Annotated in this window: 29 protein-coding genes; 15 read left to right on the forward strand and 14 right to left on the reverse strand. The window is 63.3% G+C overall.

The features are described from left to right. The first annotated feature begins 9 nt into the window (after positions 1–9). On the forward strand, positions 10–918 hold the full coding sequence (locus ACFWEM_RS26430) for a LysR substrate-binding domain-containing protein (protein WP_378538756.1): 909 nt from the start codon (positions 10–12) through the stop codon (positions 916–918). 6 nt (positions 919–924) lie between these two features. Here the strand turns inward: ACFWEM_RS26430 and nadC are convergent, their stop codons facing one another. The 3 genes from nadC to nadA are packed head-to-tail and all read right to left on the reverse strand — an operon-like array spanning position 925 to position 4,402. Beyond that, complete coding sequence (nadC, locus tag ACFWEM_RS26435; protein ID WP_378538758.1) at positions 925–1,797, reverse strand: carboxylating nicotinate-nucleotide diphosphorylase; 873 nt, start codon at positions 1,795–1,797, stop codon at positions 925–927. Next, positions 1,797–3,368 (reverse strand): L-aspartate oxidase, encoded by a 1,572-nt coding sequence (locus tag ACFWEM_RS26440; RefSeq protein ID WP_378538761.1) that lies wholly within the window; start codon positions 3,366–3,368, stop codon positions 1,797–1,799. Before ACFWEM_RS26440 ends, nadC begins: the two co-directional genes overlap by 1 nt. After that, the gene (gene nadA / locus ACFWEM_RS26445) at positions 3,365–4,402 is read right to left on the reverse strand and encodes a quinolinate synthase NadA (RefSeq protein ID WP_283304452.1); all 1,038 of its coding nucleotides are present in this window, start codon (positions 4,400–4,402) and stop codon (positions 3,365–3,367) included. The genes ACFWEM_RS26440 and nadA overlap by 4 nt, the downstream gene beginning before the upstream one ends. Before the next feature lie 102 nt (positions 4,403–4,504). On the opposite strand from nadA, the gene ACFWEM_RS26450 reads away from it, so the two are divergent. After that, on the forward strand, positions 4,505–5,233 hold the full coding sequence (locus ACFWEM_RS26450; protein WP_007733069.1) for an NUDIX domain-containing protein: 729 nt from the start codon (positions 4,505–4,507) through the stop codon (positions 5,231–5,233). 14 nt (positions 5,234–5,247) lie between these two features. On the opposite strand, the gene ACFWEM_RS26455 is transcribed toward ACFWEM_RS26450, so the two are convergent. Next, a complete protein-coding gene (locus ACFWEM_RS26455; RefSeq protein ID WP_378538764.1) occupies positions 5,248–5,580 on the reverse strand; it encodes an SDR family NAD(P)-dependent oxidoreductase in 333 nt (110 codons plus the stop codon). A gap of 111 nt (positions 5,581–5,691) precedes the next feature. Beyond that, positions 5,692–6,294, reverse strand: a complete 603-nt coding sequence (locus ACFWEM_RS26460) for a TetR/AcrR family transcriptional regulator (RefSeq protein WP_378538765.1) — start codon at positions 6,292–6,294, stop codon at positions 5,692–5,694. 83 nt (positions 6,295–6,377) lie between these two features. Between ACFWEM_RS26460 and ACFWEM_RS26465 the strand changes: the two genes are divergently transcribed. Then, complete coding sequence (locus ACFWEM_RS26465; RefSeq protein ID WP_378538766.1) at positions 6,378–7,208, forward strand: SDR family NAD(P)-dependent oxidoreductase; 831 nt, start codon at positions 6,378–6,380, stop codon at positions 7,206–7,208. 11 nt (positions 7,209–7,219) lie between these two features. Here the strand turns inward: ACFWEM_RS26465 and ACFWEM_RS26470 are convergent, their stop codons facing one another. Genes ACFWEM_RS26470 through bioB form a run of 3 tightly spaced genes read right to left on the reverse strand, consistent with a single transcriptional unit; the run spans position 7,220 to position 9,056 of the window. After that, positions 7,220–7,810 carry a DUF2567 domain-containing protein gene (locus ACFWEM_RS26470; protein WP_378538767.1) on the reverse strand — a complete coding sequence of 197 codons (591 nt, stop codon included), beginning with the start codon at positions 7,808–7,810 and terminating at the stop codon, positions 7,220–7,222. An 11-nt stretch (positions 7,811–7,821) separates the two neighbouring features. After that, positions 7,822–8,046 carry a hypothetical protein gene (locus ACFWEM_RS26475; RefSeq protein WP_378538768.1) on the reverse strand — a complete coding sequence of 75 codons (225 nt, stop codon included), beginning with the start codon at positions 8,044–8,046 and terminating at the stop codon, positions 7,822–7,824. Continuing rightward, a complete protein-coding gene (gene bioB / locus ACFWEM_RS26480) occupies positions 8,043–9,056 on the reverse strand; it encodes a biotin synthase BioB (RefSeq protein ID WP_378538902.1) in 1,014 nt (337 codons plus the stop codon). The genes ACFWEM_RS26475 and bioB overlap by 4 nt, the downstream gene beginning before the upstream one ends. 164 nt (positions 9,057–9,220) lie before the next feature. On the opposite strand from bioB, the gene ACFWEM_RS26485 reads away from it, so the two are divergent. Further along, positions 9,221–9,877 carry a TetR/AcrR family transcriptional regulator C-terminal domain-containing protein gene (locus tag ACFWEM_RS26485; protein ID WP_378538769.1) on the forward strand — a complete coding sequence of 219 codons (657 nt, stop codon included), beginning with the start codon at positions 9,221–9,223 and terminating at the stop codon, positions 9,875–9,877. On the opposite strand, the gene ACFWEM_RS26490 is transcribed toward ACFWEM_RS26485, so the two are convergent. Next, a complete protein-coding gene (locus ACFWEM_RS26490; RefSeq protein ID WP_378538770.1) occupies positions 9,863–10,183 on the reverse strand; it encodes an AzlD domain-containing protein in 321 nt (106 codons plus the stop codon). The two genes, ACFWEM_RS26485 and ACFWEM_RS26490, sit on opposite strands and share 15 nt — an antisense overlap. Next, positions 10,180–10,851 (reverse strand): AzlC family ABC transporter permease, encoded by a 672-nt coding sequence (locus tag ACFWEM_RS26495; protein WP_378538771.1) that lies wholly within the window; start codon positions 10,849–10,851, stop codon positions 10,180–10,182. The genes ACFWEM_RS26490 and ACFWEM_RS26495 overlap by 4 nt, the downstream gene beginning before the upstream one ends. Before the next feature lie 106 nt (positions 10,852–10,957). On the opposite strand from ACFWEM_RS26495, the gene ACFWEM_RS26500 reads away from it, so the two are divergent. The 3 genes from ACFWEM_RS26500 (at position 10,958) to ACFWEM_RS26510 (ending at position 12,462) form a co-directional block, all read left to right on the forward strand. After that, on the forward strand, positions 10,958–11,530 hold the full coding sequence (locus tag ACFWEM_RS26500; protein WP_378538772.1) for a helix-turn-helix domain-containing protein: 573 nt from the start codon (positions 10,958–10,960) through the stop codon (positions 11,528–11,530). Positions 11,531–11,644: 114 nt separating this feature from the next. After that, complete coding sequence (locus ACFWEM_RS26505; protein WP_378538773.1) at positions 11,645–12,058, forward strand: VOC family protein; 414 nt, start codon at positions 11,645–11,647, stop codon at positions 12,056–12,058. Positions 12,059–12,087: 29 nt separating this feature from the next. After that, positions 12,088–12,462, forward strand: a complete 375-nt coding sequence (locus ACFWEM_RS26510; protein WP_347872989.1) for a VOC family protein — start codon at positions 12,088–12,090, stop codon at positions 12,460–12,462. Between the two features lie 5 nt (positions 12,463–12,467). Here the strand turns inward: ACFWEM_RS26510 and ACFWEM_RS26515 are convergent, their stop codons facing one another. Next, positions 12,468–12,632 carry a hypothetical protein gene (locus tag ACFWEM_RS26515; protein ID WP_214888215.1) on the reverse strand — a complete coding sequence of 55 codons (165 nt, stop codon included), beginning with the start codon at positions 12,630–12,632 and terminating at the stop codon, positions 12,468–12,470. Between the two features lie 288 nt (positions 12,633–12,920). Between ACFWEM_RS26515 and ACFWEM_RS26520 the strand changes: the two genes are divergently transcribed. From ACFWEM_RS26520 to ACFWEM_RS26550, 7 genes are all read left to right on the forward strand, one after another. Further along, positions 12,921–13,049: a hypothetical protein gene (locus ACFWEM_RS26520; RefSeq protein ID WP_003941742.1), complete on the forward strand. Its 129-nt coding sequence runs from the start codon at positions 12,921–12,923 to the stop codon at positions 13,047–13,049. Further along, complete coding sequence (locus ACFWEM_RS26525; RefSeq protein ID WP_378538774.1) at positions 13,033–13,566, forward strand: tail fiber domain-containing protein; 534 nt, start codon at positions 13,033–13,035, stop codon at positions 13,564–13,566. Before ACFWEM_RS26520 ends, ACFWEM_RS26525 begins: the two co-directional genes overlap by 17 nt. Before the next feature lie 10 nt (positions 13,567–13,576). After that, positions 13,577–15,550, forward strand: coding sequence for a helix-turn-helix domain-containing protein (locus ACFWEM_RS26530; protein WP_378538775.1), 1,974 nt, complete (start codon positions 13,577–13,579; stop codon positions 15,548–15,550). A 106-nt stretch (positions 15,551–15,656) separates the two neighbouring features. Next, the gene (locus ACFWEM_RS26535) at positions 15,657–16,979 is read left to right on the forward strand and encodes a hydroxymethylglutaryl-CoA reductase, degradative (RefSeq protein WP_378538776.1); all 1,323 of its coding nucleotides are present in this window, start codon (positions 15,657–15,659) and stop codon (positions 16,977–16,979) included. Between the two features lie 5 nt (positions 16,980–16,984). Continuing rightward, positions 16,985–17,953, forward strand: coding sequence for a hydroxymethylglutaryl-CoA lyase (locus tag ACFWEM_RS26540; RefSeq protein WP_378538777.1), 969 nt, complete (start codon positions 16,985–16,987; stop codon positions 17,951–17,953). Between the two features lie 79 nt (positions 17,954–18,032). Further along, positions 18,033–18,539 carry a hypothetical protein gene (locus tag ACFWEM_RS26545; protein ID WP_378538778.1) on the forward strand — a complete coding sequence of 169 codons (507 nt, stop codon included), beginning with the start codon at positions 18,033–18,035 and terminating at the stop codon, positions 18,537–18,539. Beyond that, on the forward strand, positions 18,536–19,918 hold the full coding sequence (locus ACFWEM_RS26550) for a tripartite tricarboxylate transporter permease (protein ID WP_317826397.1): 1,383 nt from the start codon (positions 18,536–18,538) through the stop codon (positions 19,916–19,918). Before ACFWEM_RS26545 ends, ACFWEM_RS26550 begins: the two co-directional genes overlap by 4 nt. Positions 19,919–19,973: 55 nt before the next feature. Here ACFWEM_RS26550 and ACFWEM_RS26555 read toward each other — a convergent pair whose 3' ends face one another. From ACFWEM_RS26555 to ACFWEM_RS26565, 3 genes are all read right to left on the reverse strand, one after another. Beyond that, entirely contained in the window at positions 19,974–21,389 is a 1,416-nt protein-coding gene (locus tag ACFWEM_RS26555) for a diguanylate cyclase (RefSeq protein ID WP_378538779.1), read from the reverse strand. Positions 21,390–21,573: 184 nt separating this feature from the next. Next, positions 21,574–22,257: a dethiobiotin synthase gene (gene bioD / locus ACFWEM_RS26560; protein ID WP_378449627.1), complete on the reverse strand. Its 684-nt coding sequence runs from the start codon at positions 22,255–22,257 to the stop codon at positions 21,574–21,576. After that, positions 22,254–23,399, reverse strand: a complete 1,146-nt coding sequence (locus tag ACFWEM_RS26565; RefSeq protein ID WP_378538780.1) for an 8-amino-7-oxononanoate synthase — start codon at positions 23,397–23,399, stop codon at positions 22,254–22,256. Before ACFWEM_RS26565 ends, bioD begins: the two co-directional genes overlap by 4 nt. A 38-nt stretch (positions 23,400–23,437) precedes the next feature. Between ACFWEM_RS26565 and ACFWEM_RS26570 the strand changes: the two genes are divergently transcribed. Next, positions 23,438–24,730 (forward strand): adenosylmethionine--8-amino-7-oxononanoate transaminase, encoded by a 1,293-nt coding sequence (locus ACFWEM_RS26570; protein ID WP_378538781.1) that lies wholly within the window; start codon positions 23,438–23,440, stop codon positions 24,728–24,730. Positions 24,731–24,743: the final 13 nt, after the last annotated feature.

Raw genomic sequence — 24,743 nt, forward strand, 5'->3', positions numbered from 1 at the left:
GCTGAGCTGATGCTTGATGTTCGTCGACTGAGACTCTTGCGTGAACTAGCGCTGCGCGGCACCATCGTTGCCGTCGCCGAGGCGTTGTCGTTCAGTCCCTCTGCCGTGTCGCAGCAGTTGGCCGTTCTCGAACGTGAAGCCGGAGTTCCTCTTTTGGAACGCACGGGGCGTCGGGTGCGCCTCACGCCGGCAGGCGAGAACCTCGCACGTCACGCCGAAGTCATCCTGCAACGCCTGGAACAGGCATCGGGTGAATTGGTCGACGCTCGTCGTGGCCTCGCCGGACCGCTACGCATTGGTACGTTCCCGACCGCCGCACGCGCGATCCTCCCTCAGGCCTTGATCGCACTGTCGCACGAGCACCCGGGATTGGAACCGATGGTCTCGGAAATCGACCCAGCCGACGTCGCCGACGCGCTACGAGCCGGGAATTTGGACTTGGCTTTGATTCACGACTACGACTTCGTCCCTCGCCCCACCGAACCGGGCCTGACGACATTGCCGCTGTGCAGCGAAGCCGTGTACCTCGCTTCGAGTGACATCGAGTCAGATCCCGGTAACGCTGTCGCATCGCTGACCGACTGCGTAGAACGTCCCTGGATTACCGCGATCCCCGGAACCGCTTGCCACGCAATGACCATTCGCGCGTGCCAAGCTGCCGGGTTCACACCGAAAGTGCGTCATCACATCGACGAGTTCGCCACTGTTCTCGCCCTCGTTGCTGCGGGACAGGGAGTTTCACTGGTCCCGGAACTCGGAGCAAGTCATCCACCACCGGGAGTGCGGCTCACGCCGATGCCTATTCGGCGACGGACCAAGATCGCCCACCGAGCCGGCTCCGACGCACACCCGGCAGTCACAACCGTGACAAGCGCGCTTCGCTCGGCAGTCCCGCTACTGCTGGACGCCGAGCACTAGCGGCACTTACATGTCGAGTCCGAGGTCGAGCACCGTCACCGAGTGTGTCAGTGCACCTACGGCCAGGTAGTCGACGCCGGTTCGGGCGTACTCTGCGGCAACGTCGATGGTGAGACCGCCCGAGGACTCGAGCTTGGTTTCGGGAGCAACAGCGTCGCGGCGTTGGACCGCAATCTGCGTCTGCCAGAGCGGGAAGTTGTCCAGCAGAACAAGTTCGACCTTTTCCGCCAGCACCTGATCGAGCTGAGTGAGATTGTCGACCTCTACTTCACATTCGATGTCCGGCGCGAGTTCGCGGACAGCGCGAAGTGCAGCAACCACCGAACCGGCAGCAGCAACGTGGTTGTCCTTGATCAATGCGGCGTCACCCAACCCCATGCGGTGGTTGACTCCCCCGCCCACGTGAACTGCATATTTCTGCAGAGAGCGCAGGCCTGGCAACGTCTTTCGACTGTCGCGCACTTTGGCATGAGTGCCGGCGATGGCGTCGACCCACTGTGATGTCGCCGTGGCGATCCCCGAGAGATGGCAGACGAGATTGAGCATCGTCCGCTCTGCCGTGAGAAGTCCGCGGGTGGGCGCGACAACGGTGAGCACGGATTGACCTGGCGCAACCCGAGTTCCGTCGGAGACCCGATCGACTACCTCGTAGTTGCCCGCGCCGATCACCTCGTCGAGAACGAGCAGTCCGACGTCGATGCCGGCGACGGTACCCGATGAGCGTGAGACGACCGAGGCCTTCGCGACCGCGTCAGCGGGAACCGTTGCGGTAGAGGTGATATCGGGGCCATAGCGCAGATCCTCGTCGAGAGCGAGCCTGACCAATGTGAGCAGCTCGTCACGGTCGAGCGGCGCGGGCAGGATCTTCTGCTCGGTCATCAATGAACTCCTGTCAACAACATGTCGGGTATTTCGAGCGCTCCATCGGCGCCCATCTTGATCCGAGTGCTGCGACGCTGATTCGGATCTGTTTCAGGATAGTCGGTGCGGGTATGGCAGCCACGGCTCTCGGTTCGCGCCACGGCCACGTCGACCAATGCAGTCGCGGTCAGTGTGAGCGCCGCGTCTTCGAGGTCCGGAGCGGCCACCGCCACTGCCTGTTCGGCGTCGGCAAGCGCGGCTCGCGCAGTCTGGAGACCGCCTCCGTCGCGAACCACCGACGCGTGTGCCGTCATGACGGACTGCACGGTCTCTCGCGGCAGGATCGGCATCGGCTTGCGCACCACGTTGACCACTTCGGCATGGACATCGCGACGCTCGGCAGCTGCGATTCCTGCACGCTCCCCGACTACCAAACCCTCGAGAAGGCTGTTGGACGCAAGGCGATTCGCGCCGTGCAATCCCGTGCGAGCCACTTCACCCGCTGCGTAGAGTCCAGGCACTCCCGTTCGTCCATGGACGTCGGTGGCGACTCCCCCGCACGAATAGTGCGCAGCCGGAGCGACCGGAATCAATTGGGTGCGTGGATCGATACCGGCTTCGAGGCAGGACGCGGTGATGGTCGGGAATCTCGAATCGAAACCGTCGAGCTTTCGTGCGTCGAGATAGACGTGATCGGTGCCGAGATCTCGTAGGCGTGCTGCGATTGCCCGCGAAACCACATCACGCGGGGCGAGATCACCCAGCGGATGAACGCCTGCGGTCACCGAATCACCGTTGGTGTCGACAAGAATCGCACCCTCGCCGCGGACCGCCTCACTGATCAGGGGTCGGCGGCCTACCCCACCCGGAGTGAAGAGCACCGTCGGATGGAACTGAACGAACTCCAGGTCCGCAATCGCCGCACCAGCTTCGAGTGCCAACGCGATTCCGTCCGCAGTTGCGCCAGGCGGATTTGTGCTGCAGGCATACAGCTGACCGAGTCCGCCGGTAGCGAGCAGGACCGCTGGTGCATGGATCACCCCAAGCCCTTCCGGGGAGGAGACGACGAGTCCACACACCCCACGGCGGTTGGTCACCACCTGAACTGCCGCTGCACCGAACAGGACGGGCAGGCCGGCAGCATTGAGAGCCCGCTGCACTTCCGCGCCCGTGGCGTCGCCGCCGGCGTGGATGATCCGACGTGTGCTGTGCCCACCCTCGCGGGTGCGCGACACCTCGCCGTCTCGCCCGCGATCGAAGACCGCTCCCAACGCGGCCAGCGCTGCAACAGCATCGCGACCAGCTTCTACGATGGAATAGACGGCTTCCTCGTCGCACAAACCGACGCCGGCCTCACACGTATCCGCAACGTGCGATTCGACGGAATCCGTATTCAGATCGTCGACGACCGCGATGCCACCCTGCGCGTACTGAGTCGAGGTGTCCGTCGGACCACCCTTGCTGACAGTGAGTACTTTCAGTCCCCGCAGAGAAGCGGTGCGCGCTGCGGTGAGGCCGGCAACACCGCCTCCCACGACGACCAGGTCGGCATGGGCATCCCAGGCGAAACGCCCGGCAGGGCTGGTCACTCGCCGCCGCCCGGATTACCGATCTCGATCATGCGCTGCACCGATTTCTGCGCACGCTTGGCCATCTCGAGATCGACGTGGACCTCGTCCTTGCCCTCGAGAAGGCAGCGAAGCAACGCGGCAGGCGTGATCATCTTCATGTACGGGCACGATGCGCGGTCGTTGACGGCCTGGAAATCGACGTCGGGCGCTGCCTTGCGCAACTGGTGCAGCATCCCGATCTCGGTCGCGACCAGAACCTGCTTGCTCTTGGTGACGCGGGCAGCGTCGAGCATTCCGCCGGTGGAGAGGATCTTGACCTTGTCCGCGGGGACCGCGCCTTCGCCGGCGAGGTACAGAGCCGAAGTGGCGCAACCGCATTCAGGGTGAACGAACAGCTCGGCGTCGGGGTGTGACTTGGACTTGGCCGTTAGCTCGTCACCGTTGATGCCGGCGTGCACGTGGCACTCGCCCGCCCAGATCTGCATGTTGGTACGGCCGGTCACGCGCTTGACGTGAGCTCCCAGGAACTGGTCCGGCAGGAACAGCACCTCGCGGTCGGCATCGATCGAGTTGACCACGTCGACGGCATTGGACGAGGTGCAGCAGATGTCGGTGAGTCCCTTCACCTCTGCCGTGGTGTTCACGTACGACACCACGAGCGCGTTCGGGTTGTCGGCCTTCCACTCACGAAGCTGCTCGGCATTGATCGAGTCGGCCAGCGAGCAGCCGGCCCGCTCGTCCGGGATCAGCACGGTCTTGGACGGCGACAGAATCTTCGCGGTCTCGGCCATGAAGTGCACACCACAGAAGACAATCGTGTCCTCGGGTGCCTCGGCTGCGATTCGCGAGAGCGCCAGGGAATCTCCGACGTGATCGGCGACGTCCTGAATCGCAGGCAGCTGGTAGTTGTGCGCAAGAATCGTCGCGCCGCGTTCGCGAGCCAGACGTTTGATCTCAGCGGCCCACTCGGGGGTCGCTTCGACTCCGTTGTATCCGCCGGGGCCGTCGTGAATCTGCGAGGCCGATCCCTCCCATAACGTCGTGGTCGTCATGGCGTTCTCCTTCACCGTGAACCCGGGCTCGTCACCCAGTTCAAATCCGGACGGGCTGGCCCGGATTTCCGTATTCGAGGTTTTCGACTTAGGATCGAAAACGTGCCCAATAGTAACACCACCCACGAAGTGCTTGCAGCGGTGTTCCAAGTTCGCACCTTCCCCGCAAGCATCGCCGCAGGTGACGGCGATCACTGCCCACAAGGACGTGAAGAGTTGGCCGTGCTGCTGTGGCAGCGTGCACTCAACCCGCAGAAGGGCACGTGGTCCCTGCCCGGGGGCACTTTGCGCGACGACGAGGACCTGACGACGTCCGCTCGACGTCTCCTCGCCGAGAAGGTCGACCTACGAAAGGTCGCCCACCTCGAACAACTCTCCGTCTTCAGTGATCCACAACGAGTGCCGGGCCCGCGCCGCATCGCGTCGACCTTCCTCGGACTCGTTCCCCTCAGTGCCGATCCACAACTTCCACCGGACACTGCCTGGCACCCGGTTTCGAAATTGCCGGAGATGTCGTTCGACCACGGAACTGTCGTTCGGCACGCGCGCAATCGACTGGCTGCAAAACTCTCCTATACCAACATCGCATTCGGGCTGGCGCCCGAAGAGTTCGCGATGTCGACGCTTCGCGAAATCTACTGCGCTGCACTCGGTTACCAAGTCGATGCCACCAACTTGCAACGCGTACTGGGGCGTCGAGGCGTTCTGACTCCCACCGGCAACACCGCACCGTCCGGCAAGTCGGGTGGACGTCCACCGGCGCTGTACCGTTTCACCGACTCCACCTTGCGGGTCACCGACGAATTTGCCGCACTACGGCCCCCGAGCTGAAACCGATCACAATGTCAGGCAACGGCTTCGAGATTTCCCCGTTGCAACCACACCGAGGTCACGGCGCCGGCCGGATCGATGACCCGGTTGATTGCACCGAACCGCGCCGTCACCCGCTCGAGAATCCGGTCGGCCTGCCAACGATCCGTCGGATCGGCGACAATCGCGAAGAAGCGATGGGCGGGTTTGCCCGCCATGATGCGCACCAATTCGGTGACCGTCCGCGCCGTGACTGCCACGCTCCAACCAGCGTCGAGAAACTCGGCGGCAGTGCGGGCACCGTGCTCGAATCCGATGTCCGTGACAAGTACAACTCCCCTGTTCGGGGCGATCTCTGAAACACTCATTGCGGAACCTCCAGTCGGAATCAAACTTCTTGACTCCTATGTAAGTCCACAATCTTGTGCTTCCCTTGTGCTGGTTCTGTGAGAACTCTGGGGAATTGCGCGCGCCCCACCTCAGACAGATCGAGAAAGCCCCGCCCAGAAGACCGTCGAGGCCGCGTTCACCACATCGCCGACCGGTGCGTCGCCCAACATTCCGCCCGCAGCAAGCGTCGCGACGCCATGGAACGTCGCAAAGGCAACCAGCGCAATACTTTCCGGATCACCGGCGGCAATATCACCCGAGGCCTGAGCCTCCGATACGAGCCGGACGGTCAGGTCCATCGTCGCGTGCCCCGCGTTGACGACAGTCTCGGCGGCGCCCGGTGCATGCTTGTTGCTGTACATCAACGACAAAAGTCCGGGATGGTCCAGCGCAAAATCCACGTAGGCATTCGCGAGCGAGGAGAACCGGGCCCTCGCGGTCCGTGGAGCATCGGCGACCGCCCGCTCGAGCGCACCGGTCATCCGATGGAATCCACTTTCGGCCAAGGCATCGAGCAAAGCCTGGCGATCACGAAAGTGCTTGCCCGGAGCCGCGTGGCTCACGCCCGCCTCACGCGCGAGTTGCCTCAGCGACAACTTGTCGACTCCATCTCGTTCGAGTGTTGCTTCGGCCGACGCCAGGAGTTCCTGTCGCAGGCTGCCGTGATGGTACGGCTGTTCGTGGGCGGGCATGGTGGCACCATATCAAAATGTTGTCATTGACAACTATGGTGTCAGTGCCTACATTTGGAATCACCCGAACCGAAGGAGCCACAATGGCCATCGACGTAGCCGGAACCACCGTCCTCATCACCGGAGCCAGCGCTGGGCTCGGAGTGGAATTCGCTCATCGCTTTGCCGCTCGCGGCGCACACCTCGTTCTGGTCGCCAGGCGGGCAGACCGCCTCGAGGCACTCGCCACCGAACTCCGTGGCGCCCACGGCATCACCGTGACAGTCCTGCCCGCCGACCTGGCCGCACCCGGCGTCGGCGCGACCCTGCACCAAGAACTCGCCAGTCGCGACATCACGGTCACATCCCTGATAAACAACGCCGGATTCGGAACACACGGAGCATTCGTGGACGAAAACCTCGAGCGCGTCACGTCCGAAATTCAGCTCAACATCGCCACACTCGTCGAACTGACGCACACATTCCTGCCCGACCTTCTCACCGGCCGCGGAGCACTGGTCAACATCGCCAGCACCGCGTCCTTCCAGCCGACACCGGGCATGGCGGTCTACGGCGCATCAAAGGCCTTTGTACTCAACTTCACCGACGCGCTCTGGGCAGAAGCTCGCGGTAGCGGATTGACCGTATTGGCAGTATGCCCCGGTCCGACGCGCACCGAGTTCTTCGACGTAGTCGGCTCCGAAGACGCAGCGGTCGGGCGAATGCAGACGGCAACTCAGGTGGTGGACACCGCTTTCCGGGCACTGGATCGACGCAACGCGCCGCCGACCGTCGTGTCAGGACTGCCGAACTGGGTATCCTCGATCAGCACTCGTTTCGCAACCCGCCGGTTGGGGGCGCTGATTTCGGGCCGACTGCTAGGTGACGTGCGAATGAAGTCCGAAGCGAAGCGCTCGTCGACGTCGCCGGCGTAGCGATGTAACAACTACGGGAGCTTCGGCTGGATCTCGTCTTCGGCCTGTTCGGTCTCGGTGGCCGGATCCGCAGATTCTGGATCCCCAGATTCCGGATGGTCGCCCACACCGAGGTCGTCGTACGGATTGAGCACTGCGAGAACCAAAGTCACGACGCACGCCGCGAGCGGTTGAAACAGAAGGACGAGCAAGGTGCCGATGTTCGGCGCCCGCGCGATGATCTCCCCGACCGCCGGATTGTCGGCCGTGGGGAATCGCAGTTTGGTCACACCCGAACCCACGAGTGCCATCAGGCCCGCTCCTACCGCTGAGCCGACGATCAACCCGCCCAGGGCATACGGGCCTCGACTCAGACGTGCCAGCCAGGCAGCCACCGCCGACAGCACACCGACGATCAGTGCCAGCCAGATGAATACTGCGCTCGCGTCGAACTGGTGAAGACTCTCACCCGTCAACGCGACGCCGCGCCCCTCGGACACCACCAACAGGTGCTCTGCCGGAGCCAAGAACGCCCACAGCACACCAACGAGCACGCTCACGCCCGCAGTGGTTGCGGCGATCACGATCGCGGTACGCAGACGAGTCTGCCGAAGAGAGATCACACAGAGTGACGCTACCTGCGGGCGGCGTCGATCGAGTGGACGACACCGTGACGGGAGCATTTCGCCCACCATCCGTCAGGACTGACCTGAACGATCATGCGACGCCCGCACTGCTCGCAGAAGCGAGGAGGCTCGAGACCCATCGACGCCGCAGTCGGCGTCGGATCGTCGACACCGTCGACGATCCGACGCCCGGTGAACGGGTTGTACCGCTCCTCGGTCACCGGAGTGCTCACAGAGTGTCGTTCAGTGCTTTGATCGGCATCTGCAGATCGACCAACAGATCGAGATCCTTCTCGGCGGGACGCCCGAGGGTCGTCAGGTAGTTGCCGACGATGACGGCGTTGATTCCGCCGAGGATGCCCTGCTTGGCACCGAGGTCGCCGAGAGTGATCTCGCGTCCGCCGGCGAAGCGCAGGATCGTGCGGGGCAGCGCGAGACGGAATGCCGCCACGGACTTGAGCGCCTCGCTGGCGGGCAGCACGTCCAGATCACCGAACGGGGTGCCCGGACGCGGGTTGAGGAAGTTGAGCGGGACCTCGTCCGGCTCGAGTTCAGCCAGGTTGGCCGCGAATTCTGCGCGCTGCTCCAGCGATTCGCCCATGCCCAGGATTCCGCCGCAGCACACTTCCATGCCTGCTTCGCGAACCATCCGCAGGGTGTTCCAACGCTCTTCCCACGAGTGCGTGGTAACGACGTTCGGGAAATGCGACTTCGAGGTTTCCAAGTTGTGGTTGTACCGGTGCACACCCATGGCGGCCAGTTGGTCGACCTGTTCTTGGGTCAGCATGCCGAGCGAGCAGGCGATCTGAATGTCGACCTCGTTGCGGATCGCCTCGATGCCGGCGGCGACCTGAGCGAGCAACCGGGCGTCGGGTCCGCGGACGGCGGCCACGATGCAGAACTCGGTAGCGCCCGACTTCGCAGTCTGCTTGGCAGCTTCCACCAGGCTCGGGATGTCCAACCAGGCCGCGCGAACCGGCGACTGGAAGAGTCCGGACTGCGAGCAGAAATGGCAGTCCTCCGGGCAGCCGCCCGTCTTGAGGCTGATGATGCCCTCGACCTCGACCTCCGGTCCACACCACTTCATACGCACATCGTGGGCGAGAGCCAGCAGGTCTTCGAGCCTGTCGTCGCCGAGTCGGAGTACGTCGAGCACCTGGCTTTCGGTCAGGCCAACTCCTCTTTCGAGAACTTGCTCGCGCGCCTGGTCGAGGATGTCGACCGTCGCAGGGGCCGTGCTAATCGGGGGCGGGGTCACAGACGTCTCCTTCAGAACCAGCAAAATTGAACACCGTACAAGTTGAACGGTGTTCACGTTAGAGACGTGGTGGAATACTGTCAAAGGCGGGTCCGATCGACATCTGATCGCGAGCGGTCAACAGCGAGGCGAAACGAGGGGAACAACAAGTGCAGTTGCGACGCGGCGACGTGCTGGACGGCGCCATGGCGATACTCGACGAGTTCGGGCTTGCCGACCTCACGATGCGTAGGCTCGCAACCTCGCTTGGCGTCCAACCCGGCGCTCTCTACTGGCATTTCCCGAACAAACAGACCTTGCTCGGCGCAGTCGTCGACAAGATCCTCGAAGACCTCGACGCACCCGTTGACGCGGACACGTGGCAGGAGGCGTATTCCGAACTGGCACACAGACTTCGGTCTGCCCTGCTGGCGCACCGCGACGGCGCCGAGTTGGTCAGCGCCACCTTCGCCTCACGGATGACAAGCAGCAAGGTGCGCGAGCACTTCGTGCAGGCCGGGCTAGAATCCGGCCTCTCACGCGAGCACGCCCAACTCGCGGCGTATGCCCTGCTGTATTACGTACTCGGCCACACCGTCGACGAGCAGTCCCGGGCGCAGATGGAAGAAATGGGGGCACTCACCCGGGCTCCCATCTCCCCCGACTCTCCCGAGGTCATCGGCGGCGGTTCCGACGAGGACCTCCTCGACGGCGATCCGACAGTGCGATTCCAGTTCGGCCTGGACCTCTTCATCGACGGCATTCGCACTCGCCTGAATTCGACCCTGAATTCAGCCCACACCGAATCGGTTCTACGACACTCCTGACAGTCGCAGCAATGCAGTAGCGCCGGCCGCGACAATCACCACGACCACCAACGGGGCCTTGAACCAGGCGCAGATACCTCCGGCCACCACGCCGAGCATCCGCGCCGGACCCGCAACGTCATGTCCGGTGAAGATCGTCGAGGTCGCAACCACTGCAAGCAACAGCACCACGACAGCACGATCGAGGGTCTTCTCGGCGAAGCCGGAGAGCGTCACCCGAACTCGGAGCAGAACACCACTGACTCGCAAAGCGTAAGAGCCGCAAGCGAACACGACAATGCCGATCCAGACCGATGCAGCATTCATCGAACCTTCCCCCGGAACGGTATCGTCACCGCGATACTCAGCAGAGCTACGAGCGGCGCGGTACCCGACGGCAGGAACGGTGACGTGGCCACTGCAACCGCTGCACCGATCACAGCGGCAAGCAATGTCACCTTTTCCCTCAGCGCGGGCAGGACAAGGGCCAGAATGACGACCGGAAAAGCGGCATCCAATCCCAACGCGGCCGGATCTTGGACGACGCTGCCGAGCAGCCCGCCCAGGAGAGCTCCGATCGGCCACGACACCGCGATCCCGATCCCACAGAACCAGAAAGCCGCCCGCTTCTGCTTCACCGAGCCCTGCGCCATGGCAACCGCGACGCTTTCGTCGTTGACCAGGTGCGCGCCGACCAACTTGCGCCAACCCGAGCACCTGCGCCAGCCTGAATCCGTGTGACGAGCCTCGCCGAGAAAAGATCCCGCTGCCAGTCCGTAGGCGAAGTTTCGAGAGTTGATCAGCAAGCCGGCTACAACTGCAGCGAGGGCGCCGCCTCCGGCCGCGATGATTCCGATGAACAGGAACTCCGACGAGGCACCCAGAACGAGCACAGCCAAGGCAAGCAGCTGCCACAGCGAGAATCCAGCTGATCCTGCCGTCACACCGTAGGACACGCCGACGATGGCCACGGAGAGACAGATCAGCACACTCACCCGGATTGTGTCGCGATCAACTGTTCGCCATAAAGAACGCATGTATTCTATGTTGAACGAAATGGAACTGTTCGTCAAGAAAAACGATCGATCGGAGAATCGAACGATGGATAGTGGTGAAACCGGCACGGATCAGAGCCCTCAGAAGCTGGTGGCCGTCGCGCTCAAACGCGAGCGCACCCGAGCGGGATTGAGCCTCTCGGAGGTCGCCCGGCGCGCCGACATCGCCAAATCCACACTCTCCCAACTCGAATCCGGCCTCGGAAACCCGAGCCTCGAAACACTGTGGGCACTCGGCAACGCATTGGGTGTGCCATTCTCACAACTCGTCGACTCGCAGGCACAGACCGTTCAGTTGATTCGAGCCGGAGAAGGGCCCGCGATTGCGTCGGCAAACGCGTCGTACATCGCGACTCTCCTGGCGCCCAGCCCACCGAACGCACGCCGCGATCTGTATCGGATCGTCGCCGAGCCGGGCGAGCCGCGCATTTCGACTCCGCATGCCCGCGGCACCACCGAACACGTTGTGATCGGTACGGGTCGGGCCGAGGTCGGGCCGACCGCAGATCCGATCGAGCTCGGACCGGGCGACTACCTCGCTTATCCCGGCGACGAGGAGCACATCTTTCGGGCACTCGAACCAGGCACGACGGCGATCATGGTTTCGGAGCACACCTGAGCCTCGATCAGTTTCACCGATGAGTTTCGTCGCTGCGGGAAGTCTGTATCTGCAAGGTGATGTGGCCAGCGCCTCGATCACCGACGCCCGTAACGACTAACAGCAGGAGGACACATGTCCGGATCCAGCATCAGCAGCATTTTGCTCTCGAGCACCAACCCCGAACGCTTGCGCGACTGGTACGCCGAGGCGTTCGCCCCGAAAGTCGACCGCACCCCAGGCGAACCCGGCTACGACGTCCTCGACTTCAACGGTTTCTACGTGATGCTCGACCGACGCGACGACGTCGGCGATACCAACCCGCAGCCCGGCCGAATGTTCCTCAATGTCGAGACCGACGACGCCCGGTCGATCGCGCAGCGCATCGATGCACTCGGCGGAAACTGGTTCGCCCCACTCGAAGACCGCGGGGGCAGTTTGTTCGCCACCGCTATCGATCCCGACGGAAACTACGTTCAGATCATCGAGTTCAGCGAGGAAGCCAGGGCCGAGATGGAATCCGGAATGACGGATTCCCACACCACCTAGTCCGGCAACCGCTGGGAACGGAGATAGTCATGCTTGCAGACACGAAAGCATTCAGCGGATTTTCGGTGACTGACATCGACGCTGCAAAGAAGTTCTACGGCGAAACACTCGGGCTGAAAGTGACCGACGAAGACATGGGACTCATTCGCCTACATCTTGCAGGCGGAACCGAGATCCTGGTTTATCCGAAACCGAATCACGAAGCGGCGACGTACACGATCCTCAACTTCGTCGTCGACGACATCGACACAACGGTCGATCAACTGACCGCACGTGGTGTGGAGTTTCTGAAATACGACGGATTCCCCCAGGATGCGCGAGGCATCATGCGTGGCAACGGCCCCGATATCGCGTGGTTCACCGACCCCGCCGGCAATGTTCTGTCGGTAATCAAGGAGTCCTGACGCGCTTAACCGCTGAACAGCTGTGACTGCCGCTGTTCAGCGGTGTCGGTATTGGAGCGTTCCGCTGCCGCAGTTTCACGCTCGGCCGCCAATTGCTCGGCGCTTTTTGCGTCGACAACGGGCTCCGACGCACTGAGGTCGGAAAACAAGCCACTGTTCGATTCGTTCACATGCCACCCTTTTGCCTGGTCATCGTTGCCGCGCGCAGATAAACCTGCGTTAGAGATCGGTCGATGGCTACTTAAATACTGCCGCCCGTACGGCGCCGACAAGACGCCGATGACTCAGCAGTTCTTCACCCAGTCTTGCACGCCTGTGTTTTCCACGAGAAATTCGGTCCAGACGGGTTGTCATCGACCGCACAGCGGAGCAATGTGAAAGATGAGCGCGGAGCAGGTCGGCAGCACTTTCGTCGGACACCTGGCCCCTCAATTCACCGCACAATTTTTGGAGGAATCATGTTGGGAATTGCTTTGGGCCTCGGCAGCGCTGCTGTCGGAATCGGCCTCGGACTGCTCGGCGCAGGAGCGGGAATTCTGCTGAGCGACAAGACCGTCAAAACCGCACGACGTGAACTCACCGCCTGACGAGGGCGAGCGCACTGAAAACGGCGAGCGCACTGAATACCTCGGCGTTGGAGTCAGCACTCGAGTGAACGCCGCGATGCGCCATCCCGCGCACTGGGTGTTCTCACGGGCCACGCGACGACGGGGCGTGCACACGGACGCGGTTGTTCCGACCAGCGCCCAGGATGTGCTCGACAGGTTGACAGCCCTTCGAATAAGCACGTGGAGTTACGGTTTCGACCACAAGTCGATCCGTCATCTGGGTCCGATGGCGCAGGATTTTGCGGCGATTTTCGGCTTGGGATCCAACACCCGTCGTATCTCGGCTGTCGATGCGAATGGCGTGTGCATGGCGAGCATCCAAGCCTTGAACCGCAAAATAGGCGCCCTCGAGACAAAAGTCAGCGCGCTCGAGAAGGAACTCGACACACTGCGCACGGAGACGGGAGAGACGAGAACGGATCGAAATACGTTAAGGATGAACAACAATCACAAATCCTCGGCGCTCGACGAATTCGGCGGTTCCACCGGTCTGTAGTTTGTTCGGTGTGACCGCCCCTGATTCAGACTCCGACTCGGACCCCAACGAGATTGCCGCACTGTTCGACGTGACATCCGACGCTGTCGGAGACGAACACGTCGAACAGGCACTTTCCGAATTCGGCCTTGGCACAACGGAGATCACGGAGACCGCGGCCCGCATCCGGGCCAGTCGGTCGGAATTTCGTCGACTGCGCCGCCGCGAGAACGAATTGGCGGTCCTCTATTCGAGTGCGCGCGAGCTTGCGCAGGTTCGCGACGTCGACACACTGCTGCAGAGACTGGTCAACCGCGCACACGACATCATGGGTACCGACGTCACGTACCTGTCCGAGTTCGACGTGATCACGCGCGACCTGAATGTTCGAAAGACGGCCGGCGCGGTCTCGCCGGAACTCCAGCATCTGCAGGTTCCTGCGGGCGCCGGCTTGGTCAGCGCGATTGCCGAATCTCGTGCGGCCCAGTGGGTCCAGAACTACAGCGAATACACGCAGTCGCGGCACGACGAGGTGGTCGATGCCGCGATAGTCGCCGAGGGCCTGGTGGCGATTCTCGGTGTGCCGATGCTCTCGGACGGCCAGATCCTCGGCGTCCTGTTTGCCGCCGACCGCCGGGAACGACGATTTACCGCAGATCAGATCGCCCTGCTCTCTGCTCTCGCCGATCACGCCTCGGTAGTCCTGCAAACCGCACGGGCGCTGGACCGCGCCGAGGAATCCGCCGCCGAGACCGGGCGAGCACTCGACGAGCTGCGCGAGCACGTGTCCGCGCGGGACAAATCGAACATCGTCCACCAGGATCTGATCCATGCCGTTCTCCGCGGCGGTGGCTACGCCCAGGTTGCACGAACTCTCAGCAGCGCACTCGAGCGCAGCACCGTCGTCGTCGACAACGAGCTACGCCCTCTCGTCACATCGTCGGGTGAGCAGATCACGACGGCGCCGTTGTCGCTACCTCGCGCCGTGTCCGATGCCATCGACCAGAGTCGCCGCAGTGGCCGATGCACGTTTGTCGCCGATAACAGCGAGACCGTGATCCAACTCGTCAGCGCCGTCACCGCCGGAGAATCATTCCTCGGGGCGATCTTGCTGAATCGATCGGATGCGCCGATCGGACCCGTCGAACTCAGGACCGTGGAACGGGCAGCTCAGGTTACAGCGATTCTCGTGTTGCAACACTCGGCGGCAGCGGCAGCGGATCGGCGCGCACGTGACGAACTGGTCGCCGACCTGTTGAGCACTGCGCCCGAGCGGAGGCGCGATCTCGAACGTCGGACCCGCAACCTCGGTATCTCCCTCGGCGAACTCGACACCGTCCTCGTGGTGTCGGTCGCTCCGGAACTCCGCACCGCGGCGCTCCGTGCAATCGGGCAGAGTCTGCCGGCCGGAGCTTTGGCGTCGCAGCACGCCGGATTGATCGCGGTGGTCTCGCGCTCGGGGAACCCTGCAGCCGCGGCGACCGTCGTTCACCGCCAGATCACCGGTTCGGTAGGACCCCACGCTGTAGTGATTGCGCCGGCAACGGCGGAGCGCCCCGAAGAACTCCCGGCGCGCTTCACCTCTGCGCTGCGCACCGCCCGCCTGCTATCGGCGTTGGGCAAGACCGACGGCGCGGTCACGACTGCGTCGTACCTGCCGTACACCGTTCTGTTCGGGGAGAATCCGGAATCACTCCATCAATTCGTCGACGAAGTAATCGGCCCGGTACTCGCCTACGACCGTGACAAGGACACCGATCTCACGGCGACCCTTCGGGCTCTGGTCCGAAACGACGGGAGCCCGACCAAGGCTGCCCGCGCACTCAACTACCACCCGAACACCGTCGTTCAGCGACTCGACCGCATCCGAACGCTCCTCGGTCACTCCTGGCGTGAAGACGAGAACTTCTTTCGCGTGTCCATGGCGACGAGGCTCGACGAACTTCGAGAAGTGGGAGCCGAAGAGGGTGGAAGCGACATCAACGACGGCGACGATGGTGCATGACACTACAATTTCGACCGATCGATGTGTTGTGAGCACGTGGTCTGGCAGGCATCAACCTCCCTACTGTGAAGCGGAGCACAGAACCACTTCAGGAGGACGACCCCCCGTGTCATCAACCAACAGCCGATCAACCAACAGCCGATCAACCAACAGCCGATCAACCAACAGCCGCATCGCCGATTTCCGGTCCTACGACGTCGCCGCACGGCGCGCCGAGATCGTTCGCCAGACCGACTTGACCGAAGCAGACATCGCGGTCTACGACGCTGCCGACGGCCTCACCATCGATCAGGCCGATCGCATGGTCGAAAACGTCCTCGGCGTCATCGGCATCCCGGTCGGCGTGGCCACCAACTTCACGATCAACGGCACGGACTACCTGATCCCCCTCGCCACCGAGGAGCCGTCGGTGGTCGCCGCCGCGAGTAACGCTGCTCGCATCGCACGCGGACTCGGGGGCTTTCACGTCTCGAGCACCCAGCCGATCATGCAAGCCCAGATTCAACTCGTCGACGTCGTGGATCCGGCAGCTGCCCGCATCCGACTCCTCGAGGCACGTGAAGAAATCATTGCACTCGCCAACGAGCAGGACCCGAAGCTGGTCAGCGTCGGCGGTGGCGTGAAGGACATTTCGGTTCGCATCGTGTCCTCGGACAAGGCCGCCTACGTCGTCCTCCACCTTCACGTCGACGTACGAGATGCGATGGGCGCCAACGCTGTCAACACGATGGCAGAGGCAATCGCGGATCGAGTAGCCGAGATCGGCGGCGGGCACGTCGTTCTTCGCATTCTCACCAACAAGGCAGATCTGCGGCTGACGCGCGTTCGTGCCGTGTTCGACGCCGAATTGATCGGCGGTGCAGAGGTAGTGGACAACCTGATCCATGCCGCACGCTTGGCAGAGCTGGATCCCTACCGCGCCGCGACACACAACAAGGGCATCATGAACGGCGTCAGCGCCGTGGTGTTGGCGACTGGAAACGACACGCGCGCAGTCGAAGCCGGGTGCCATTCCCATGCAGTCAACGCCGACGGAATCTACTCCTCACTCTCGCATTTCGAGAAGAATGCCGACGGCAACATCGTCGGTACCCTCGAGCTACCCATGCCGGTCGGCCTCGTCGGCGGCGCCACCAAGGTGCACCCGGTAGCACAGGCCGCAATCAAGATGCTCGGCGTCGAGAGCGCCGAAGAACTCGCCGGCATCATTCTGGCAGTTGGCCTCGCACAGAACCTGGCTGCTGTCCGCGTTCTCGCCAGTGAGGGTGTCCAGCGCGGGCACATGGGACTACACGCCCGCAACATCGCTGCCACCGCCGGAGCCCAGAAGAGCGAGATCGACGCCGTGGTTGCACGCCTGATCGCGGACAAAAGCATTCGCGTCGAACATGCCGAGAAGGTTCTCGCCGAGATCCGCGGCGGAAACTGACCACGATGACCGAAACAGTTGCAGGATCACCAGTGTGGAAGCCGGCGCCTCATCGAGTGTCGGCGACGGGTCTACCGACCGCGGTCCGGGTCTACGAAGTCGGACCACGCGACGGACTTCAAGCCGAAACGGCAGTGATCCCGACCGAGACGAAGGCCCAGTTCATCGAACGCCTGGTCGCGGCCGGTTCCCGCACCGTCGAATTGACGAGCTTCGTCTCGCCTCGATGGATCCCGCAACTTGCCGACGCGGAAGAATTGATGGGTCGGCTGCACCTGCCGGACTCGGTACGCACGGTCGTCCTTGTCCCGAACCGGAAAGGTCTCGAGCGGGCCGTTGCCGCCGGAGCGAGCGAGTTTGCCGTATTCGTCAGCGCCACAGAAGAATTCGCGAGACGCAACCTCAACTCTACGGTGGACGGCGCAATCGCCGCGGCCGCCGAGGTCACTGCCGCCGCGCGAGCCCTGGGACTTCCCGTCCGCGGGTACATCTCGATGTGCTTCGGCGACCCCTGGGAAGGCGCCGTGCCCGTCGAGCGTGTCGCCGACATCGCGAAAGCCTTGATCGACTGCGGTGCCACGTCGCTCTCTCTCGGCGACACCATCGGCGTCGGCACGCCTGGCCATGTGCTCGCCTTACTCGGTGCGATCCGCGAACGTGGCATCCCCACTTCGCAGATCGCGATGCACTTTCACGATACGTACGGCCAGGCACTGCCGAACGTCTACGCGTCGCTGACTGCGGGTGTCTCCGAATTCGACAGTTCCGCAGGCGGTCTCGGACGGTGCCCGTATGCCAAGGGCGCGACCGGAAATCTCGCCACCGAGGACTTGGTGTGGATGCTCCACGGCCTCGGGATCGACACCGGCATCGACCTGGATTCCCTTACCGACACAAGCAGTTGGATGGCGGAACAGATCGGACACCCGAGTCCGTCCCGAGTTGTCAGCGCCCTCCGCGCAGCACGCACCTGACACTCGTCGCGCAAGCCCCTCATCTCGCAAGTCCCCCACCTCGCAAGCCTCTCGCCATGCATGACACTGGAGAAAACTGATGTCACCACCGCAGTCGGCAACGACGCCGACCACCACCACCGAACCGACCGAGCAGCAGACGTACCTCGAAGTCTGGGGCGACACCGTCAACGGTCGACACCTCGCGATCTCCGTCCTGGTCGGCAGTGTCGTCGGCGCTTCGGCCCTTCTCGCGGCCCAGGCACTGTTCGAACGGGTCGTCGGTGAACCGTCGTTGGCCCAGGCGTACAGCCTGCTGGTCGGCATCGCGGCCTGCCTGCTCGCCGGCGTCGTCTGCGGAATCTTCATCAAGCCGAAGAGGATAGTCGCGTTGGCGGCCGCCGACGCGGAGTCGATCGACGGCGTCATCACGATGATGGGTGAACAGCGCCAGGGCCTGGGCACTCTCGCCGACATCCCGGAACAGAGCCAACAGGAACTTCGCGAACTCGGTCTGTACGACCATTTCGCCGCCGCCGAGGCCAAGCACGCACCGGCCGAGCACGCACCGGCCTCGAACGCACCGAAGGACGGTGGGCGCGCATGAGTTCGGTCCTGACCAACGAAATTCTGATTGCCGTTCTCTTCGGCATCATCGGCGCGGTCGCATTCACGTTCATCGGATTGATTTCCGGCACGGACGAGACCGCCACCATCGCGCCACTGACGCTGCTCGTGATCCTGCTCGGCGCTCCCCCGGCCGCGGTGTTCACGTTCTTCCTCTCCGGCGCGATCGCCAAACACATGACGCACGCGGTGCCGACGATGCTGCTGGGCATTCCCGGTGACACGATGGCGATTCCGCTTTTGCCGGAGGCGCAGATGATGCGCTCACTCGGCATCCCGCACATCGCACTCCGCAAGGCGATCTCGGGAGCAGTGATCTCGGCGTTCGTCGCTGTGCCGGTTGCCGTGCTGTTCGCGACTATCCTCGCGCCGTTCGCCGACACTGTTCAGTCGATAGCACCCTGGCTGTTCCTGGTCGCCGCCATCGGTATCGCCTACGCCTCGCCGGGCCGCTGGGCCGGGGTCGTCGCTCTCGTTCCCTTCGTGATCTTGATCCTCGGTGCCCGCGCGTTGACGTCGAATTACGATGTGTCGCTCAACATCAGCTACTTCCTTGCCATCGCAGTCGGGCCGCTGATCGCGGACCTCGCACTGACCTTGGGTCCGTCGACCCGTAAGGACATGGAGCGCAGTGAACCCAAAACTGTTGCACTGGCCCCGGACATCAAGGGATGGAAGGGGTACTTCCCCAATCCCCTGAAGGTCCTCGATCGCAAGCAGATCGGTTACACCGCAGCCGCTTCCACGGTATCGAGCGCAACGTTCGTCTTCAGCCCCGTCGCCATGACCGTTCTGATGGGTGAGCTGGTAGGTGCGCGAATCAAGAACGGCTATCACCGACTGACCACGATGGTCTCGGCGAAAAACGGTACGACGGAATCCACCTACATCGCGGAAACCCTCATCCCGCTCGTGGCGTTCGGCCTTCCGCTCAGCCCGCTCGCGGCAGGACCCGCGGCACCTCTCTTCAACGCTCCGCCGGTCTTCGAGACCAATCAGGAAACCGGAGTGATCAACAATCTCTCCACGTACCTGACGCAGTGGGAGTTCCTGCTCTACGGCCTGCTGGCAGTGGTCACGGCAACAGTCATCGCATATCCGTTTGCCATGAACTACGCGTACCGCGCTGCGTCAGCGGTGGTCAAGCACATCAGTCACGAAGCTGTGATCGCGGTGTTCACGGGACTCGTCGTCGTCATCAGCATCTGGGAGGGCGGCATCCTGGGCCTCCTGATCACCGTGACCGTCGGCTTGGTCGGTGGCCTTCTCGGGCGTCTGTTCAAGATTCACGGCGGTGTCCTGTTCATGGGTTACTACGTCGCCCTGTTCAGCGTTCCGGCACTGATCAACCTCTTCTGAATCGCTCGACACCACCAGCCCGTGCGGACCTGCAAACACTGCGGGTCCGCACGGGTTACGTGACTTCTCCGAGCGTCAGCGAGACCGTTCGATTCCGGTCGAGTTTCTTCGCTTCGTACAAGGCTTCGTCGGCGCCGTCGACCAATTGCGTCAGATCTGCGTCGCCGTGAGGTGAACACGCGACACCGATGCTGACGGTCGGCCCGAAGTCGCCCAACACAGCTGACGAATTCTCCGCCTGCGCGCGTCGAATCATCTCGGCCGTTGCGGTTGCACCTTCCAGATCGACACCTGTCATCAAAACGACGAACTCCTCGCCGCCCAAGCGGGCGAACAGATGCTTGTCGTCGAGGTGCCGCCGGACCTGATCGGCAAAACTCACCAACGCGGTGTCGCCGGCGCGGTGACCGAGGTTGTCGTTCACCAGCTTGAAGTGATCCAGATCCATCATCAGGACGCTGACCGGACGTCCGGAGCGTCGACGCGGATCGGTCGCACCCGTCACGCCGCCGCCTCGCCGGAAGAACTCGTCCCGACGCAACGCACCGGTGAGATCGTCGTGGGTCACGGCTTGCGTCAGCGCTTCGAGCGCGCGGCGGCGCTCGAGGATCACACATGCCACCGCGATCGGCGCTACCGCCAGCAGCGACAATCCGATCTGGACCGACGCGCTGACGGGCGAGAGGCCTTCGCTGGACAATCCGAGATGACCGTCGGCCGTCAGCACCAACGTCCAGGCAGTTGATACGGCTGTGAGCATCGACGTGACAAAAACATTGGTGAGCAAGGCTGCAGTCACGAGCGCCGGCATGGCGAACGCGATCGCTCCGGCGCCGCCGATCACCCACTCCAAAATGATGCAGACCGCCAGGAGCGCTGTCGGAACGATTGATCGACGCACAAGTGCGGCAACGGCTTTCGGGTCTCGATCAACTCGCCGAAGCGAGGGGAACGTCAGCACCAGTGGGACGATGGTCATGTAGTTGACGAACTCACTCGAGAACCAGAGCAACCAGCCGTCCCACCACTGTCCGCCGAACAGCACGCGGTTTGCGATTCCGCCGACGAGCGCTGCCATCGACGCGCCGACGACCGTCATCGACACGAGATATCCGACAGACTGAATACTGGTCAGACGACGGTCCTCACCGTCAACCCAGCGAAAGGCGTAGAAGGCGCTCGCGACCCCGACGACGTTGGCCGCGTTGAGCCACACCGTGGACTCCCACGCCCCGCCGGTGATCAGGTCGGCTCCGACATAACTTGCCACTGCGCAGATCCAGGTGAGCGGTGTCGCGGAACGCGGTGACCGAAAGAGAATCCCGAGCAGCAGCGCGTTGGCCGGCCAGAAGACAGCAAGCGTGCCGGGTTGGCGGCTCAGAATTCCGACCAGGCACGAGACGAAGACGACAACACCGATGAGCACTGCGCGGCGTACGGCCGATGACGATAATCTTCCGACCGTACTCACCACCTACATTCGACTGACCAACTCACAATTCGACAACCACGATCGGGTGACTCGGGCCCAGGACTCTGGGTCGCCCAAGACGCCGGCCGAAATATACCGACCGGAATCGTACGCGAGGGACGCCGAATTCAAGGCGCCCCGCTGTGCCTTGGCTATCGATGCAGACAAATCGGACGTTACGGCTCTAGTTGGCCAAATGAGACTTGCCGAGCGCGGCCCAAGCTGTCTGAGCAAACTCTCGGGCACTCACGCTGCCGCTACCGGCCGGCATTGCTCCGACAAGGGGGACGCCGCTGACCGAGACCAGATCCTCGCGATTACACCTCTCGGCCAGGTCCGGTTCCTGCGGCCACGAACCGATCACCAACCCGGCGCAGTCCACGCCGGATGCCCCGAGCGCTTCCACTGTCAGAGCAGTGTGATTAAGCGTGCCCAGGCCGGAGGCAACCACCAGCAAGACCGGCGCTGACAAAGCGGCGGCAAGATCACGCGCGGTGAATCCGTCCGTCCCCAACCGGACCAGCAAGCCGCCGGCGCCTTCGATCAGAGTCAGGTCGTGAGTGGCGTCCAGGTCGGAAGCGACCCGGACCACGTCGTCGAGCGCCAACAACGGGAGACCACTTCTACGCGCAGCAGTATCGGGCGCCAAAGGTTCGGGATACCGCGCCAACTCGACCAGCGTCACACCGCCACCGGTCAGACGGTCGACCTCGGCCAGATCACCCGCACCGTCGACGTCGACGCCGGTCTGCGCCGGTTTGAGCACAGCGACCGACTTTCCGGACTGCAGGGCCACCGAGGCCAGTGCTGCCGTCACCACTGTTTTCCCCACGTCGGTCGACGTTCCGGTCACTACGAGAATGCTCATGCGCGGGCACCTGCCAATACTTCGCGCAGTACGAGTGAGATCTGCTCCATTTCGGCAGCGGACAGCGTTGCTCGTGCAGTCAGGCGCAAGCGCGACGTTCCTTCCGGAACCGACGGTGGCCGGAAGCATCCGACATGCAGCCCCTGGTCCCGGCACGCCGACGCGGCATCGAACGCCCGTTGCGGATCACCGAGAACGACCGAGACGACGGCAGATTCAGGCGATGGGGCCCCGGTGACGTCGGCGAGTTCGGTCGCCCGGGCAAGGACGTCGAGCGCTCGCGTCGGCTCGCGCTGGAGGACGGCGAGTGCAGCCCTGGCCGCGCCGACGGCAGCCGGTGCGAGACCGGTGTCGAAGATGAACGTTCTTGCCGCGTCGATGAGATGCGCGCGGATCTTGTTGTCGCCGAGTACAACTCCGCCCTGGCTGGCGAGCGACTTCGACAACGTCGCCGTCACGACGATGTCGGGTTCACCGGCCAGGCCCGACTCGTGAACGAGTCCGCGTCCACCGGCACCGCGCACACCGATGCCGTGCGCCTCGTCGACCAGCAGAATCGCACTGTGTTCGCGGCACACCTGATGCATCTCCCGCAGCGGAGCGAGATCTCCGTCGGCACTGAAGACCGAATCGGTGACGACCAGCGCTCGCTGTTCGGATCTGGTGCGCAGCGTGTCGGCGAGAAAGTTCACGTCCGAATGCGGGGCAACTGCTATCCGCGCGCGTGAGAGTCGGCAGGCATCCACGAGCGAGGCGTGTGATCCTGCGTCGGAGACGATCAACGACCCGGGCCCCGAGAGGGCCGTCACCGCGCCGAGATTGGCGGTGTATCCGGAGGAGAACACGAGACCGGAGTCCGCCCCGACGAACTCGGCCAGTTCGACTTCGAGCAGTTCGTGTTCGGTGGTGGTGCCGGTGACCAGACGCGAACCCGTGGCGCCTGCGCCCCAACGGCGCAGCGCCGCCGTTGCGCCCTCGATCACGTCGGGGTGCCGCACGAGTCCGAGGTAGTCGTTCGACGCCAGGTCGATCAGCGGGGAGTCGACCGTGCGCGGACGGAGTTCGCGGCGCAGTCCAGCGGCCCTACGGTCCGCTTCGACGGCAGTGAGCCAATTCAGCGAGGTGTTCACTTTTCCGACCATACTTGAACACCGTTCAACTCAATGGTTAGGGTGCATCCGTGCTCACAACCGGACTTGATCCCCATGACGTCTCCGCCATCGATGCCGATGTCCTCTGGCACCCGTACGGATCGTTTCCCGCGTCGACTCGTCCGCTGATCGTCGACTCTGCCCAGGGGGCCACCCTCACGCTCTCCGACGGCCGGCGACTCGTCGACGGGATGAGCTCGTGGTGGGCCGCCATTCACGGCTACCGCAATCCCGTACTCGACGCCGCCGCCGCGCGGCAGCTGGGCAAGATGAGCCATGTCATGTTCGGCGGACTGACGCACGAACCCGCCGCTCGCCTCGGGCGAATGCTCGTCGACATCACACCACCTCACCTCGACAAGGTGTTCCTCTCCGATTCCGGTTCGGTGGCCGTCGAAGTCGCAGTCAAGATGTGCCTGCAGTACTGGCGGAGCCTCGGAAAGCCGTCGAAAAATCGTTTGATGACCTGGCGCGGCGGATACCACGGTGACACATTCACCCCCATGAGCGTCTGCGATCCCGACGGCGGCATGCACTCTCTCTGGACCGACGTCCTTCGCCCTCAGGTCTTCGCCCAGACACCCCCGGGGGACTATCTCCCCGAGTACGTGCAGGAGTTGGAAGCGCTACTGGCCGAGCATCACGACGAGCTGGCCGCAGTGATCGTCGAACCGGTAGTCCAAGGCGCCGGCGGAATGCGCTTCCACGACCCCGCGTACCTGATCGACCTACGTAACCTCTGCGACAAGTACCAAGTCCTCTTGGTCTTCGACGAGATCGCCACCGGATTCGGACGCACCGGAGAACTGTTCGCCGCCGATCACGCCGGCGTCAGTCCCGACGTCATGTGCGTCGGCAAGGCACTGACCGGCGGGTACATGAGTCTGGCGGCAACGCTGTGCACCACGGAGGTAGCGGAGACCATCACCGCCGGTGAGGGCGGCGGGCTGATGCACGGCCCCACCTTCATGGGCAATCCACTTGCGTGCGCCGTCGCGGTCGCGTCGACCGAACTCCTGCTCGCGATGGACTGGCGGCGTGACGTCGCTGCCCTCGAACATGGTCTCGCTCGCGGCCTCGCCGAAGCGGTCACCATTGCCGGGGTCGTCGACGTCCGCGTCAAAGGCGGAATCGGAGTGATCGAACTCGAGCAGCCGGTCGACATGCAGAGCGCGACCGATGCAGCCGTCGACGCCGGCGTCTGGCTACGACCGTTCCGAAACCTCGTCTACGCGATGCCGCCCTACCTCTGTTCGGAGGCAGAGGTGGAACAGATCACAGCCGGAATGCTTGCAACCGCCCGCAGCCAGGCAAAACGGTGATCAGCGGCGTAGA

The organism is Rhodococcus sp. NPDC060176 (genome assembly GCF_042728675.1).
Taxonomy (GTDB): domain Bacteria; phylum Actinomycetota; class Actinomycetes; order Mycobacteriales; family Mycobacteriaceae; genus Rhodococcus_F.

Coding starts and splice junctions, on each gene's coding strand:
- bioD (WP_378449627.1), bottom strand. CDS start 22,257: ATGAGCATTCTCGTAGTGACCGGAACGTCGACCGACGTGGGGAAAACA.
- ACFWEM_RS26430 (WP_378538756.1), top strand. CDS start 10: ATGCTTGATGTTCGTCGACTGAGACTCTTGCGTGAACTAGCGCTGCGC.
- ACFWEM_RS26545 (WP_378538778.1), top strand. CDS start 18,033: ATGTCACCACCGCAGTCGGCAACGACGCCGACCACCACCACCGAACCG.
- ACFWEM_RS26505 (WP_378538773.1), top strand. CDS start 11,645: ATGTCCGGATCCAGCATCAGCAGCATTTTGCTCTCGAGCACCAACCCC.
- ACFWEM_RS26465 (WP_378538766.1), top strand. CDS start 6,378: ATGGCCATCGACGTAGCCGGAACCACCGTCCTCATCACCGGAGCCAGC.
- ACFWEM_RS26460 (WP_378538765.1), bottom strand. CDS start 6,294: ATGCCCGCCCACGAACAGCCGTACCATCACGGCAGCCTGCGACAGGAA.
- ACFWEM_RS26550 (WP_317826397.1), top strand. CDS start 18,536: ATGAGTTCGGTCCTGACCAACGAAATTCTGATTGCCGTTCTCTTCGGC.
- ACFWEM_RS26490 (WP_378538770.1), bottom strand. CDS start 10,183: ATGAATGCTGCATCGGTCTGGATCGGCATTGTCGTGTTCGCTTGCGGC.
- ACFWEM_RS26510 (WP_347872989.1), top strand. CDS start 12,088: ATGCTTGCAGACACGAAAGCATTCAGCGGATTTTCGGTGACTGACATC.
- nadC (WP_378538758.1), bottom strand. CDS start 1,797: ATGACCGAGCAGAAGATCCTGCCCGCGCCGCTCGACCGTGACGAGCTG.
- ACFWEM_RS26455 (WP_378538764.1), bottom strand. CDS start 5,580: ATGAGTGTTTCAGAGATCGCCCCGAACAGGGGAGTTGTACTTGTCACG.
- ACFWEM_RS26540 (WP_378538777.1), top strand. CDS start 16,985: ATGACCGAAACAGTTGCAGGATCACCAGTGTGGAAGCCGGCGCCTCAT.
- nadA (WP_283304452.1), bottom strand. CDS start 4,402: ATGACGACCACGACGTTATGGGAGGGATCGGCCTCGCAGATTCACGAC.
- ACFWEM_RS26500 (WP_378538772.1), top strand. CDS start 10,958: ATGGATAGTGGTGAAACCGGCACGGATCAGAGCCCTCAGAAGCTGGTG.
- ACFWEM_RS26565 (WP_378538780.1), bottom strand. CDS start 23,399: ATGGTCGGAAAAGTGAACACCTCGCTGAATTGGCTCACTGCCGTCGAA.
- ACFWEM_RS26520 (WP_003941742.1), top strand. CDS start 12,921: ATGTTGGGAATTGCTTTGGGCCTCGGCAGCGCTGCTGTCGGAATCGGC.